Origin of the sequence: Alicyclobacillus fodiniaquatilis (assembly GCF_042678105.1) — a bacterium.
GTDB lineage: Bacteria > Bacillota > Bacilli > Alicyclobacillales > Alicyclobacillaceae > Alicyclobacillus > Alicyclobacillus fodiniaquatilis.
This window is the reverse complement of the sequence record NZ_JBHUCX010000021.1, coordinates 14,239-28,692: the sequence shown is the minus strand read 5'-3', so window position 1 is coordinate 28,692 and position 14,454 is coordinate 14,239. Positions and strand designations below refer to the sequence as shown.

General features: G+C 50.2%; 12 protein-coding genes and 1 pseudogene. 2 read left to right on the top strand and 11 right to left on the bottom strand.

Annotated elements, in window-relative coordinates; translation table 11 throughout:
• Window positions 1-39: 39 nt before the first annotated feature.
• The 4 genes and pseudogenes from ACFSB2_RS08680 to ACFSB2_RS08665 all read right to left on the bottom strand — a co-directional run.
• Window positions 40-672 carry a YfbR-like 5'-deoxynucleotidase gene (locus ACFSB2_RS08680; protein ID WP_377942708.1) on the bottom strand — a complete coding sequence of 211 codons (633 nt, stop codon included), beginning with the start codon at window positions 670-672 and terminating at the stop codon, window positions 40-42.
• A 186-nt stretch (window positions 673-858) separates the two neighbouring features.
• Window positions 859-2,118, bottom strand: coding sequence for an MFS transporter (locus ACFSB2_RS08675; protein ID WP_377942642.1), 1,260 nt, complete (start codon window positions 2,116-2,118; stop codon window positions 859-861).
• Between the two features lie 264 nt (window positions 2,119-2,382).
• A complete protein-coding gene (locus ACFSB2_RS08670) occupies window positions 2,383-3,093 on the bottom strand; it encodes a LysR substrate-binding domain-containing protein (RefSeq protein WP_377942707.1) in 711 nt (236 codons plus the stop codon).
• Window positions 3,088-3,198 (bottom strand): annotated as a pseudogene (locus ACFSB2_RS08665) (LysR family transcriptional regulator); the annotation flags it as partial. The gene ACFSB2_RS08670 and the pseudogene ACFSB2_RS08665, both read right to left, overlap by 6 nt.
• Here ACFSB2_RS08665 and ACFSB2_RS08660 point away from each other — a divergent pair.
• Window positions 3,155-3,709, top strand: coding sequence for a YbfB/YjiJ family MFS transporter (locus tag ACFSB2_RS08660; protein WP_377942641.1), 555 nt, complete (start codon window positions 3,155-3,157; stop codon window positions 3,707-3,709). The pseudogene ACFSB2_RS08665 and the gene ACFSB2_RS08660 overlap by 44 nt on opposite strands.
• 265 nt (window positions 3,710-3,974) lie before the next feature.
• Here ACFSB2_RS08660 and ACFSB2_RS08655 read toward each other — a convergent pair whose 3' ends face one another.
• From ACFSB2_RS08655 to ACFSB2_RS08635, 5 genes are all read right to left on the bottom strand, one after another.
• Window positions 3,975-5,108 (bottom strand): mandelate racemase/muconate lactonizing enzyme family protein, encoded by a 1,134-nt coding sequence (locus ACFSB2_RS08655; protein ID WP_377942640.1) that lies wholly within the window; start codon window positions 5,106-5,108, stop codon window positions 3,975-3,977.
• Entirely contained in the window at window positions 5,105-5,992 is an 888-nt protein-coding gene (locus tag ACFSB2_RS08650) for an NAD(P)-dependent oxidoreductase (protein ID WP_377942639.1), read from the bottom strand. The genes ACFSB2_RS08655 and ACFSB2_RS08650 overlap by 4 nt, the downstream gene beginning before the upstream one ends.
• 30 nt (window positions 5,993-6,022) lie before the next feature.
• Window positions 6,023-7,465 carry an NAD-dependent succinate-semialdehyde dehydrogenase gene (locus tag ACFSB2_RS08645; RefSeq protein WP_377942638.1) on the bottom strand — a complete coding sequence of 481 codons (1,443 nt, stop codon included), beginning with the start codon at window positions 7,463-7,465 and terminating at the stop codon, window positions 6,023-6,025.
• A 49-nt stretch (window positions 7,466-7,514) separates the two neighbouring features.
• A complete protein-coding gene (locus tag ACFSB2_RS08640; protein ID WP_377942637.1) occupies window positions 7,515-8,924 on the bottom strand; it encodes an MFS transporter in 1,410 nt (469 codons plus the stop codon).
• Between the two features lie 319 nt (window positions 8,925-9,243).
• Window positions 9,244-11,175 (bottom strand): S9 family peptidase, encoded by a 1,932-nt coding sequence (locus ACFSB2_RS08635; RefSeq protein WP_377942636.1) that lies wholly within the window; start codon window positions 11,173-11,175, stop codon window positions 9,244-9,246.
• A 271-nt stretch (window positions 11,176-11,446) separates the two neighbouring features.
• Here ACFSB2_RS08635 and ACFSB2_RS08630 point away from each other — a divergent pair, with 271 nt between their 5' ends.
• Window positions 11,447-12,265, top strand: a complete 819-nt coding sequence (locus tag ACFSB2_RS08630) for a DUF4850 domain-containing protein (protein WP_377942635.1) — start codon at window positions 11,447-11,449, stop codon at window positions 12,263-12,265.
• Here ACFSB2_RS08630 and ACFSB2_RS08625 read toward each other — a convergent pair.
• Together ACFSB2_RS08625 and ACFSB2_RS08620 are read right to left on the bottom strand one after the other, a co-directional pair.
• Window positions 12,259-13,524 (bottom strand): ABC transporter permease, encoded by a 1,266-nt coding sequence (locus tag ACFSB2_RS08625; protein WP_377942634.1) that lies wholly within the window; start codon window positions 13,522-13,524, stop codon window positions 12,259-12,261. The two genes, ACFSB2_RS08630 and ACFSB2_RS08625, sit on opposite strands and share 7 nt — an antisense overlap.
• Entirely contained in the window at window positions 13,521-14,426 is a 906-nt protein-coding gene (locus ACFSB2_RS08620; RefSeq protein WP_377942633.1) for an ABC transporter ATP-binding protein, read from the bottom strand. The genes ACFSB2_RS08625 and ACFSB2_RS08620 overlap by 4 nt, the downstream gene beginning before the upstream one ends.
• Window positions 14,427-14,454: the final 28 nt, after the last annotated feature.

Below are 14,454 nucleotides of genomic sequence, written 5' to 3'. Positions count from 1 at the left end.
CAAAAAGCCTAGGGCCACAAGCTCCCCAGGCTTGCTTTTTTATTTGCTGCTCAATACCTCGTTGGTAATCGCTTTAAGGTCAATTCCAGAAGCCTGCCGTTCGCTTAGCATATCAGGCAAAATGATATTTAAAAAATACGCAACGCAATGCAAGTCTACATTTTGAATCACGTTCAACGCATCTTTGTACATCGTCACAAAACCAGGTTCAGTATTTCCTCTCTGGATTTCCTGGTACGCTTCGTATACCTGGTCCATCTTGTCTGCCACTTGTAGAATCTTTCCCTCGACCGTGTTATCTTTGCCTTCCTTCAATTTCTCGCGGTAAAGATCCTTAAATTCATCTGGGATTTCTTTATCGATAAATTTCTTTGTCATTTCTTCTTCCACATCCAAAAGCAACTTGCGCAGTTCCATCGAAGCATACTTCACCGGTGTTTTAATATCTCCGATAAACACTTCTGCATAATCATGGTTCAGCGCCTTCTCATAAAGCGCTCTCCAGTCAATGTCGGCCCCATGCATTTCTTCGACAGTCCCCAAAAATTGCGCATATTGAGCAACCTTGAAACTGTGACTTGAAATATTGTGCTCTTCGAATTTGAACTTCCCTGGAGCACGGTAAATACGTTCCAATTCGTTTAAACTTTTGAAAAATGCATGTATTCCCACATAAACACCCACCGTCAAGAAATGAACCTCCATCCTAAACGACTCACGCCTTTTAAGATGAGATTTAATTTTATTTTATGTAAAAGCACAATAGACTAATCTCTCGATAACAACACGCGCTTGGAAAGTCATCCACTGCACGCCCTCATTCGAATGCTTTACGAGTTCTTAGGATTTTCATCTCGCCTATAAGTTGCGCCCGCTCGATGCATCCATGCTGGCTTCTATGGTTATATCAGATGGCTTCATCAAACGTATGCCTACGACAAAAAATATGGACACAATGCTACTGATTGCACTCACAAGGAACACCGCGGAATAACTGCCCGACCATGAAATGACCAATCCGGCTAACGGCGCGGCAATCATTAAGCCGACGGATTCCATAATTGTAGTAACTCCGTACAACCCACCGCGCAAACGCTCCTCTAGCTGTTCATCGTGGATGATTTGATGGAGTAAGTCTGATGCAAGCGCAAATGATACCGTCAAGTTCATCGACCAGAAAACACCCTCTATTCCAACGACAATAAAGACAGCTGTCAAACTGTGGACCACGAGTCCGGCAAGTGAGAGAACACCATAACAAAAAAGCGAGATCGAGAGTAGCATTTTTGGAGATATCTTACGATACATTCGTCCCACCAGAAAAGCGGTCAGGATGCCTGTTGCAGTAAACAGGGCCATCGCAAAGGCCGCATCCATTTGCGATCCTTTGACGACATGAATAATAAACAACGTAAAAAACGATGCGAGTGCTTCGTAAGATAACCAGGATAAAAAATGAACGATAAAAAACAAAACGAGATCGCGTTGTCGCAATACTTTGTAGGAGAGCTTGTTTGTGCGGGATTGTAGGGGATCCACGACGCGTTCGGGTACACCAATGACTGTTGCGAGGCCACCAAATACCATCAGTGCAGATGTCAACACAAAAGCTGCGACGTGATTCACCGTCCAGACCATCGGGACGACTAGGAATGCCACGAGGTTTCCTGCTAGCCACCACAAATTCAAGATACCTGATGCCACGCCCCATTTCGCGGGCGGAACAATTTCGGGCATCCACGCTTGATAGGGACTGATGACACTCTGCTGAAACAAGTAGAAAATGACGATGAGAAGCATGGCGGGTATCGGGCTATGTAGAAAATAGAATAACAGCCATGCCAGCGCCGCACCTGGAAGACAAATTCCCACGTAGATTTTGCGTCGAAACCCAGGCTTGGTGGTATGGTCACTAAGCCAGCCCGTGAGCGGATTCATCAATAGACCCATAAGCCCTTCTAGTCCGAGAATAAAGCCGATGAGCGGCTGTGACGCCTTGAGAGACGTAAGCATGGGTCCTGTAAAGACCTTGTTTGCGCCATAACCAATGTTTCGGCTAAACCCTGCCATCCCTAACCAATTTACAGCCCGCCGCTGAAATAGGTTCTCGCGAGACATATTTCCCGTCCTCTCATTTTGGAAGTCAGTTTCAGGGCATCATAACATAAATATATAAAGTTATCGTAAATTTTAGATAAAGATCTCGTTTATACCGTAAACCATGTGTGACGGAAGACAACGGCTAAATATGACATATACATGCAAGTATCCACACATTCTATGTACTTTCTAACAGTATATTGTGATTTCCCTTTGTAATTCCTCTTCACGCGGATTCCTTACAGTCACGGTGGATGCCCGTGAAGCTTAAAACTTTGTCGTCTAACCGATATCGGCCTCCAAACTATCGACACTGCTTCGAACAATTTCGATGAATTGAGTCAATGCAGATGAGACATATCCATCTTTTCGCCGAACTAAAACCGTCGGGGCAATACGATACCTGTCGGGAATTTGATGCACAGCCAGCGGATATCTCGCTTCACTGGCAACCTTTCTTGGAACGAGTGATACCCCTAACCCAGCGGCCACACATCCAAGGATGCCTTCCAAGGTTCCAAGCTCAATCAGCTTGATTGATTTCACCCCAAGATCATCTAGATACTGTTCGAGCCGTTTGCGATAGGCACACCTTTCCCGAAACACAAGCGCAGTTACATGCTCATTGGCCAAAGGAAAGCTCGTATGTTTCGCATTAGAAACCAGCACAAGAGACTCTTCGATCACGGCAGTATGTTGCAGAGATGGATGATCGACTGGTCCTGTAACGAGCGCCGCTTCGATGTCGTAGTTTAAGACAGAATCCAGTAACTGGATGGTCGAACCTGTCGCTAATGATAACTCGACGTTGGGAAACGCTTCGTGATATTGAGATAGAATGGTTGGTAAGTGGATCGCTGTAGCGGATTCGATCGCGCCGATGCGAAGCGTTCCACTGGGTGTGTCAGAATCTCGCACAGCTTGTTCCGCCTCAATGCACAAGTGCAGAATTTTCTCCGCGTAAACAAGCAATTTTTCTCCGTTCGATGTCATCGCCATGCCTCGCGACAGTCTGTGAAATAGGGTTGTATCGAGCTCATGTTCGAGGTTCTGAATGCGCGCTGTGATGTTCGATTGGACATATCCCAGTTGTTCGGCTGCCCTGGTTACCTATCGTTCATCGCTCATACTATGCATGGCAACTACCGGAGCCATGTCGATATCTTCGAATGCCTGGGTTTGGTCTGCGATGAGATTCATATCAGGAACGGCAAGCGGACTCGTTTATGTTTTAGTATCCAGTATCGTGTTAGATGAGTTGGCGAGGCAAAATCGTTCCTCGTTATCAGGTGTGTTATATGGCGGAGTGGGAATCGGCATCGGCATCACAGGATTACTCGTCCCCACAGCCAATCACTCGTTCGGATGGCAGGGTACCTGGTTGGAGCTGATGTGCTTGACCGTCTTGCTAGGTATCCCGTCCATTCTCTGGATGAAGGACCGCGCTGGAGGATTGACACAGCGACAATCGACCGTGAGAACCAAGGGGAACCGAGACCGTTTTTTCTACTGTCTCACGGTAGCATATGGTTTTGGCGGGATAGGTTATATTATCACTGGCACTTTTCTAGTAGAACTTGTCACGAACATACCCACACTGCATGGATAGAGAGGGATACTCAACCATGAATCATTTCGATCCGCCGCGTATTCCGGTGTCTTTACACGCACTCCATTATTGACAGGCAACGGCCGTCTCTATGTATCCGTCGATGTAGACCGAATCCCCGACTATCGGAAGTAGAACTTGTACGAAGTTATCCTAAAACAACAGGCCCCGCACCAATCGAGGCCTGTGCTCCTAGGTTTGATTCGTACCATCGGTGACTCATCCGAAACTTGCCTAGCCCACGGCCCCAAAGGCCTCCCCACTGTTAAAATGAGATATCCGTCAGTTGAATTTGATGGAACTGGACAAACTCGTCATCCAAGGCGAAACCTAACCCAGGTTCGTTCGGCACTGCAATTCGCCCGTCGACAACTTGCATAGACTTAGTAAACAGTCGTTCCCGGAGCGGGTTCGGATTGGCATCGAACTCAAGAATCATATTTCCAGGCAGTGCAGCGGCAAAATGTATGCTTGCAGCCAAGCATACAGCTCCTCCTAGAAAATGCGGCGCATATGGAACTTCCCAACTCGCGGCCATCTCCACAATACTGCGGGACGTGGTGATCCCACCTTGTTTGCTGAGGTCAGGCTGAATCACATCGACCCCGTGTTTCTCCATCACCATGCGCGCTTGTCTGACACCGTAAATGTTCTCCCCAGCGGCAATTGGGACACCCGCCTGCGCACGAACGATTGGCAACCCTTCATAGTCGTCGCAGCGCAACGGTTCCTCAATCCACGTTAAGTCAAAATCCCGGTACCGTTGCAACGCACGAATCGCTGTAGCGCGATCCCAGGCCTGGTTTGCATCGATCATTATCCGCGCCGATGGAGGCACAAGTGACCTTATCTGCTGAAGATTGACGAGATCCTGTTGTTCATCCTTCCCAACCTTCAATTTGAATGCATTCACACCCACGGCAAGTTGCTGTTCAACCAGTTCTGCGAATGGACCAGGGCCAAGACCGCTCGCGTAAACTTCGACAGATTGCTGAATGGGGCCACCAAGGAGTTCCGCGACAGACTGGCCCCTATGTTTGCCGAGCAGATCCCACAAAGCAATGTCAAGGCCACTCACACTGTGGTAAATTGGCCCCAACGCCCCCCATTGTAGCCCCATCACCGTGAGTGCACGCAGAAGTTTGTCATGAATTTTAGTGATTTGCGTTGGGTCCTCTCCGATCAACAAAGGTGCAGTCCCATATTTCAGTGTAGTTAGTTTTTCATAGAGCCCCCAGCTCGGAAAGTTGTTCCACATCTCGCCAATTCCGTATTCCCCAGTATCTGCTTCCACACGAACCAATACGCTCGTCCTAGAGGTCATTGTGCCGAAGCTGGTGACAACCGGAGCGTCAAGCGGCACCTGTAGGACAATGGGTTCAACATTCACAATTTTCATGTCCCAGCTCCCCTTACAGGCGCCACTTCATCGAATAGTTTGTAGACAGCAGCGCAATCCTCGTCGCCCAAGCCAGCATCTACCGCTTTGTCAAAATACGTCAATGCCAGCTCGGTGAAAGGAGACGGCTGATTCAATTCCTTCGCCATGCCGACCCCCAGACCAACATCCTTTCGCGTCAGATGAATTGAAAATCCAGGTGTAAAATCGCCGTTTCGCATTTTTGGTCCACGCAACGTCAATTGGTACGAGTCTGCTCCCGTGGTTGCCAACAGTTGTTGCAACAGCACCGGATCGATACCAGCCCGTTCGCCAATGCGAAGCCCTTCACTCAGTACCAGTGCATTCGTCATCCCAATGAGGTTGCTGACGATTTTAAATGCGGTTGCCTGCTCCACATCTCCCAAATAGTGAACAGACGTACTGATGTCCTTCAGCAGCGGCTCATATTTCTGGTAAACATCCGGTCGCCCGCCAGCATAGATGGGTTGGGTCCCCTCTTCCGCCTGTGCCGGGCCCTTGCCTAGCGGACATGCCAGGAAATCCACATCCTCTTGTGAAGCGGAATCCGACAGCCTTCGAGCCGTCGACGGATCAATCGTGCTCACGTCGATCACGACCGCCCCTGCCTTCATTTGCCCCAATAGGCTCTCTTCGTCAATCAACAAGTCGGTGAGATGCCTCGGCATCGGCAGACTCGTGAAAATGACATCTGCTGTGGAGGAGAAATCTGTGATAGAAGCCGCAGCTTTCCCCCCAACTTCGAGCACTCGCTCAACGGCTGCTTGGTTCAAATCAAACACGCTGACATCATAGCCGCGCCGAATTAGATTTCTTGCCAGCCCGCCACCCATTTTGCCAACACCGACAAATCCAATCTTCATCCTGTTCGCTCCCATCTGTTGTGCGTCTCATCAACGCGACAAGCCAATTGACATGTACTTATACTCCAGGAAGGATTCCAGTCCGTAATAGCCGCCCTCGGCACCAATCCCGCTAGACTTCCAACCGCCAAACGGCGCCTGCACGACGCCGGGCAGTGGGTCATTCAGGCCCACGATACCGTACTCCAGTGCTTCTCCCAGGCGTAAAGCGCGATCGAGATCACGCGTGAATACATAGGCGGCGAGTCCATATTCCACGCGATTGGCCATCGCCACGACCTGTTCCTCTGACGTGAAAGGAATCATGGGTGCGACAGGCCCAAACGTCTCTTCCTGGCACACCCGCATCGTGTCTGAAACCTGCGTCAGAATCGTCGGCGCGAAAAAGGCCCCTTTGAGCCCGGATGGCGTAACGGGTCCCCCACCAAGTACGACGCGCGCCCCATGTTTCACCGCTTCGTCCACCTGCGCTTGAATTCGATTCAGCGCGTCTGCGTGGATGACAGGGCCAACCTCTACGCCCGCTTCAAGCCCATTCCCAACTTTCATACGCTCGACCCGATTTTTCAGTTTGTGCGTAAATTCGTCGATCACGCGCTGATGAACATACACACGATTCGCGCAAACGCACGTTTGGCCGGCATTCCGGAATTTGCTTACAACACACGCTTCGACTGCAGCATCCAAATCGGCATCTTCAAACACGACAAAAGGCGCGTTGCCACCGAGTTCCATGGAAACGCGCTTCACCTGTTCGGCAGCGCCTTTCATCAAGTACTTGCCAACGTGGGTCGATCCAGTGAACGTGATCTTGCGAACCCGCGAGTCAGCTAGAATCGCATCCCCGAACACGTCCCCTGGACTTGTCGACACAAGGTTGACCACCCCAGCAGGGAATCCTGCAGCTTCAAACACGGAAAACAGCGCGATGGCGGTAAGCGGGGTATACTCAGATGGTTTCAGCACGACGGTACATCCAGCCGCGAGCGCTGGGGCAATCTTGCGCGTAACCATTTGCGCGGGGAAGTTCCACGGCGTAATCGCAGCCACGACACCAACCGGCTGGCGAATGACCATAATACGCTTATGTGTGGCCGACGCCGGAATGGTGTCTCCGTAGATCCGGCGCGCCTCTTCGGCGTACCAGCGAAGATACTCTGCCGCAAATTTGACTTCGCCCAAGCCCTCCGCGAGCGGTTTCCCTTGCTCCAATGTTAAAATTTTCGCAATTTCATTCGTTCTCTCCAAGAGAATTTCGAAGGCGCGATAGAGCAAGTTCGAACGCTCCAGTGACGTTGTTTTCGACCATGAAGAAAACGCTCGATGTGCTGCGGCAACTGCTTGGTTTACATCTTCTTGGTTGCCGGACGGCACATGACCGACGACTTCAAGCGTAGCTGGGTTGACGACAGGGAATTCCTCTCCCGAGACAGACTCAACCCACTGGCCATCAATATACATGCGACTTGTCATACGCCCACCACCTTATTGACGCTATCATATTTAAAGATATTCGTTCGAATTACCCCAGCGGCACAGTATCTGAATCGGAAAGCACAGTTTCCGACAGTTCTTGTTCAAGGTTTTTGCCAGTGGGATCCCAACGAATGAGCAGGGAGGTCACTAACCCAATGGCCGGGCAAATGATCAAAATGAGCAGCGTAGCAGACAGTCCCAACGCAGACAAAATGATTGGGAAGAAAAAGATTCCAATGATGTTTCCTATACGGCTGGCAGCCTCGGCTGCACCCGTTCCGAGTGGGCGCAGATCCGTCGGATATGAGTTTGCTGCAATTGCCTTCCCTTGTGCCCCAGGACCTGCAGAGTGACCGAAGATAAAAACCGCAATGGGTAATGCAGAAAGCCACAATACAGAATTGCCAGTTTTCAACCCGGCGAACAACAAACTCGCGATGACAAGCACAAATCCCCAAATGGTCAGTTTCCGCATGCCATATCGCGCTGTCAGATAAGCCCCGACAAATCCTCCCAATATGCCAAACAAATTGAACAGAATCGTGCCGGAGATACTGTTGATCATCGACTTCCCGAAGATAAGCGCGGAGATGGCTGGTATATAGAACCCAATCGAATAATACTGCATGGACTGTGTGGCTGAAATGACTGTACCCATGATCGTTCGTGCTCGATACCTTTTGGATAGAATGGCTGAATACTTCGGTTTCCAAGCTTTGGGTTGTTCCGCTGTGCTGCTCTCCACGACGGTTTGGATGTGATATGTCTTCTCCACAATTCGTGCAGCTTCCTCAATTGCGAGATTGTTCGCCGCCCACATTGGACTCTCATTGACATAAATGAATCGTAGAATGAGGACGATGATGGAGACCACCCCGCCAAATCCTACAGCGTAGCGCCAAAGCGATGCGCCGACGCCAAGTTCATATAAAACCAAGTCCACCAGCCCAGTAGATACTGTAGCGACATACCAAAATGCTTGCCAGAAATTTGTGTACTTGCCTTTGCTCTTGAGATTACTGAACTCTGCGATGAAGCTCAGCGCGACTGGCATATCAATGCCTACACCAGCGCCCATCAAAAACCGAAATCCTAAAAGTATGGGAAACAGCGTAGACAGGCTAGCGCCAAACGTCGCGACAATGAGCAACAGAAGATCAAAGAGAAATACTTTGTTGCGCCCGAATTTCTCGGCAATATATCCCCCAAACAGCGCGCCTATCAACGCGCCTAGTGCCATGATTGCGGTAACCGACGCCATCCCGAACGCGGACAGATGAAATACCTTCTGAATTTGCGCGTTGCCAATGCTGATACTCGTAAAGTCATATGCATCAATAAAGATTCCGCCCAGTGCCACAAAAATAATCAGCAACCCGCCCTTGCGGTTTGGCGCATCGTTAACAAAGTTGATGATGTCATCTCTGGACCGGATGAGTAGTCGGGTATCCCCCATCGTTGTTCTCCCCCCTTGTAGGAACACAAAAAGGCCCACTCTGCCTCTGCTCTCCTGCAACAAGTCAGGTAAGTAAGAGACGAGAATGAGCCTTCGGTGGACCGATCAGCTGTAATGTAATTTTTCATTATTTTAATGTTTATCATTTCTATCTGTCAACTGCGATTTAATGATGACCGTCAATTGAATGACTAGACACCAAGCTTAAGCCTATATCACCTCCCGAAAAACTTGCTGCTCACTCCGTTAGAAAATAAGCGTGTACATACGCATCAGCCGAGCAATTGAAGGGCAATGCTCATATCACTTATCCACTTGCTTACATATTGTCAATCTGGACTGGCTCAATATCATCAGCCGGTGTAAAACCAAACACCCGACTGTAGAAGTAGAACTCGCCATCTAGAGAACGCTTGATGTTCTCACTCATCCGAAAGCCGTGTCCCTCTCCCGCAAACGCCACATATGCCACGGGCAATCCCTTTTTGCGCAATGCCTCGACCATCAACTCGGCCTGGTTCGGTGGGACAATTTTGTCATCCAAGCCTTGAAAGAAGATGACCGGGCAGGAAAGCTGATCCGTAAAATTGATTGGTGAACGGTTGTAATATACATCTTTCGCCTCGGGATAGGGACCAAGCAGTCCATCCATGTAACGGGACTCGAACTTGTGTGTCTCATTCACGAACACCTCGAGCTCACTGAGTCCAAAGTGACTGGCCCCCGCACGATAGACATCCTTGAATACCAACGATGCCAGCGTCGTATAACCTCCGGCACTGCCGCCAGCAATCGCAAGTCGGTCTTCGTCGACATCCCCACGTTTCGCTAGATACAAGGCGGCATTCGCACTATCGTCCACGTCGACGATACCCCAATTCCCCTTTAATCGATCCCGATATTCCCGTCCATACCCGGTGGATCCACCGTAGTTCACGTCGACCACGGCAATCCCGCGGCTCGTCCAATACTGCGTTGATAGATTGAGAACAGCCTGACTCGCCGCTGTCGGTCCACCGTGCACATGCACCAACAGAGGCGGTTTCTCCTGCCCAGGCGCCACAAAATCCGGGTTCTTCGGCGGATAGAAGATTGCATATGCCGTCTTGCCACCCTCCGTTGGAAAGGCAATCGACTCCGGCACAGATATGTAATCATCACTCACCTGCAGCGCCGCGCTTGACTTTAGAACCTCCACCTCACTGCCATCCGGGTTCGACACCACAATATGCGGGAATGAGACTGGCGAGGCGCCGATATAGCCAATTTTACCGCCATTGCTGTGAATGGATGTAAAATACGTGTCCTCCGTCTCCACCAGTGCAAGCATGCCAGACGCAACACCAAGCGTGGCGAGGTACTTACGACCATTTTGGCTGTAGGTGCAAATGATGTTATCGGGATCGACAAATGCGTAATCGGAGATGCCAAATGCCCAACTCGGCGAGCCAAACTCTGCCTCCATCGGACACACAGTCGTCACCGCTCCGTCATGCTCCAGCCGCATGATATTCCACCAGTTCGATTTGTCCGACACAAAGTACAGTTGGTTGTCAGGTGACCAAACTGGCTGAATCACAGACGACTGATTGCCCCCTGCCACTTTCCGCTCATTTTGGAGTGATCCATCCGCCATCACGTCGGCCACCCACAACTCCGTCTCATCCCACGGCATGTTCGGATGGTTCCAAGTAAGCCAAGCGAAATGTCGACCATCCGGGCTGAACCGCGGATTCGCGTAAAAATCATTGCCGGAGACGACAATCTGCTCGTTTGATCCATCCGCATTCATGCTTACCAGCGTGGTCTCTGCAAAGATATCAGAGTTGGTATGATCTTCACGAACGAGGATGAGCCGGTTGCGCAATGGATCGATCACGCCGTCCGCGTAGTATTTTTTCGTATCTGACGTCATGGCCTCAATCGTACCGTCCGGTTTGCGGACATAGAGGAGATTATCGGCGAAATTAGAGAAGTAAACCATACCCTCGTGGATGACGAACGGCGCGCCACCATATTCATGAACGCGATCGCGCACGTTAAAAGGGGCTGGCGTAATTTCCTCCACCATACCGTTTGCTGCCTGGCGCATCAGTACATTGCGGCCCGCTTCAGACGGGCGGGCTTCCACCCAATACCTGTCAGCCCCATCGAAACACATGCCGACGAGTGAAATTGTGCCCTGCACAATCATGTCCGAAGAAATTGGCGATTTCCAACTGCCGTAAGCGGCTGTTTTTTGCCCTGCCATCCAACAAACCTCCTAATGATTACACGAGAGATATTTCTAGTATTGTAGCAGAGGAGTCTGAAATCACCGCTATCAGTCTTTTCATTTCTATTGTACACTCCCCTCACCCAGTCATGTGTTAGAATTCCCACCTAAAGAACACTCTAAGAGAGAATCGACCCACGATTTTGAACATGATGGTCACGAATGAAGTGATACAATGTGGTTCAACATCATTTTACGGAAAGCAAACGCGAACCAAGCGTTTAATCTTTCAGGGAGGAATCAAGGCATGCGAAGTCGTATCAGCAGCATCATTCCACTATTGCCGATACTGTTGGTCACCGGATGCGCTACACAGCCAGCCAACTCCAGTACACCTGCGCAACATGCCACACCTTCAAAAGCCAAAAAGTTTTCACTGCCATCCGGTAAAAAAACCAAAGTTCAATCGGACAAGAAACCCACCTCATCCGGTCCAACCGTATCCATAATCTGTGATGACGGCAAGTCTCTCTCCTTGCCCGTCGTGGGCATCAAGGCAACTTATGGCGTCTCTTACGCGACCGCCCCACCTGTAAATCCAGTCAACCCACTACCGCCAGTCCATTTCAATCTTCCGAGCAATCAAGTGGATGCATTGACGGCATACTGGGTGAACGAAGGCTACAAGAATCAAGGCACACTATTCCTCGGCCCGAACGGTTGGACTCCGACTTCAGCGACTGTTGGCGCAGACGGGTCAGAGCAATTTACCTTACACTCCCCATCCGACAGTCACCAAAATATGACACTTGCAGATGATGGCGGATGCCAGGCTTGCGGAATTAGAGATATTGGCACTTATTTCCCCGATCAGAAACAGTGGGCCTCCGAAAAGGGGTACCCGCCACTTTCACCCCCAGCTTTCACATCAATGTCGCGTATCAATCAAAATACAATGGCTTATTCGCTCCAATCACCAAATCCAGGTTACGAAACCAACGGCATTGCGTACATGGCGCAGGGGGAAAATATTTTCTTTGGCAGAGAAGAGATTTCGTTACCCACCTCACAGCACAGCCTGGAAACCACCATTTTGAATTTCTACACAGCGTATACCGTTCAATAAGCCTTGGTGCCGTCCGATTCCTTTGTTCGTTGAAAGAGGAGCTTCCAACTGCTCTTGCCCGAATTTCGAAGCGCAAAACGCTTGTACACAGATGCGCCGTACCATACGAGCACACCATTCAAAGCGAGCGTCAAGCAAATCGACAGCATGATTTGCCACGCTGAGACCCCCTGCACGGACAGCGCCGTACGTGTAAACATCGCCATTGGCGTGATGATGGGGACAAACGACGCAACGATGGAAAACGTCGAATCTGGGGCGGGCAGCACACCAAAGAGCGAAACATAGAAGAGCACGAGCATGAGCAGTACCACTGGCGTCAAGGCCATTTGCTGTTCCTCAACGCGAGTGACAAGAGAACCCGCAATGCCGTACAGCGTCGCGTATAATATATAGCCAATCACGAAGAAGACCGGCATGAGCGCAAGTGTCGCAATCGGCACATCCGTGAACGCGGACGCTGCTAGGTGGCTACGCAACGAAAAAGCTACACCCGCACCAGCTATCCAGATGACGTATTGTAGAATTCCGACGAATCCAATCCCGACGATTTTCCCGAACAAAATCTGCCAAGGTTTCGTTGTGACGAGCATCATTTCAATCACGCGGTTGGACTTCTCTTGGACGACCCCCTGTGCGACCCAACTGCCATAAATGGTAATGGTCGCGAAGAGCAGAATCAGCATGTAGTAGACCACAGCTCTCGATTCCCACAGCTGACTATTCGACTTCGCCCCAGCTTGCAACTGAATCACGTGCGTATGAATAGGCGCAGTGAGGGTTGTCTGGGTAGACGTAGGAAGTGAAGCGATTCGAGCCGCCGTAATTTCCTTCTGGGCCAGTGTTTCTACGCTCGAAACGAGCGACGGATCTACGGAGCCCACTTCTTGTACTGTAACACTTGCAGAGCGCGGTGTGTCTCCATTGATGGTTATCAACAAGTGGCTATGTTCTGCTTTCACTTTCTCTGCCAACGCAGCCTTGGTCAATCCAGCCGAATCGAGCTTGCTTTGTTTGAGGACAAAATGATATGTCGAGGGATCGCTTGCGGCCTGTGCAATCATTTCTTGTGCCAATATGCCTTTTGGATCCGCGATGAGGACCGTTGATTTCGATTTGTCGTTGATGGAGGAAAGCAGTCCCGGCAGAAACGTCAGACCAATCAGGATGGCAAGTCCAACAATCGTGAATATCCAATACCCGCGGCGCGACGCGCGTCCGTGGAACTCCTTGTGCACAAGTATCCAAAAAGCGCTCATCCAAGTTTCCCTACCTTCCCGAGGAAAATGTCATGTAAGGTCGGGCGGACGAGTTCAAAATGACTCACCATCGTCCCCGAGTCAATTAACTCCTTTAAAAGCTTCTCTGCATCAATGCCGTTGGCAGGAATAGAAATCCAGCGATCTCGTTTGTCTGTTTGGATTGCCGCTGCTACATCGGGCGCAAGTACCGCGCGAACGGCCTCTTCTGATGCACAAATTCGAATCTCTGTGGGCTGTTCGGCGGACAAAATATCCGATACCGCTCCTTTGAGCACCAAATTCGACTGATGTATAATACCGACAGAATGGCTCAGTTCTTCAACGTGATCGAGCTGATGGCTAGAGAACAAAATCGTCGTACCGCCGTCCACAAGCTCGCGAAACACCGATTTGAAAAGCGAAGTATTCACCGGATCCAGCCCGCTAAAGGGCTCGTCGAGGATCAACAATTCAGGTCCATGAAGCATCGAGGCGATAAACTGGATCTTTTGCTGGTTTCCTTTCGATAAATCGCGTACGAGTTTCGACGCGTAATCTGGGATCTCAAAGCGATTCAACCAAGCGTTGGTTCGTTCTGTGGCTGCAGATATAGAAAGACCATTCAGCCGACCGAAGAGCACAAGTTGTTCCATCACCTTCATATTCGGATACAATCCGCGTTCTTCGGGTAAGTACCCAAACGTCGGCCGGGGGAGCGCTTTCGCGGGTCGATCTCGCCAGAGCACCTGACCTGCATCCGCCTCCATGATGTCGAGAATAATTCGAATGGTCGTCGATTTTCCTGCGCCATTCAATCCAAGGAGACCAAATACTTGTCCTTGTTTCACGCTGAAGGAGATATCCTGAATCGCACATTTGCCTGCGTAGGATTTCGACACGTGAGATAAAACTAGGCTCAACTGGTTACATCCTCTCTTTGCAGAGTCG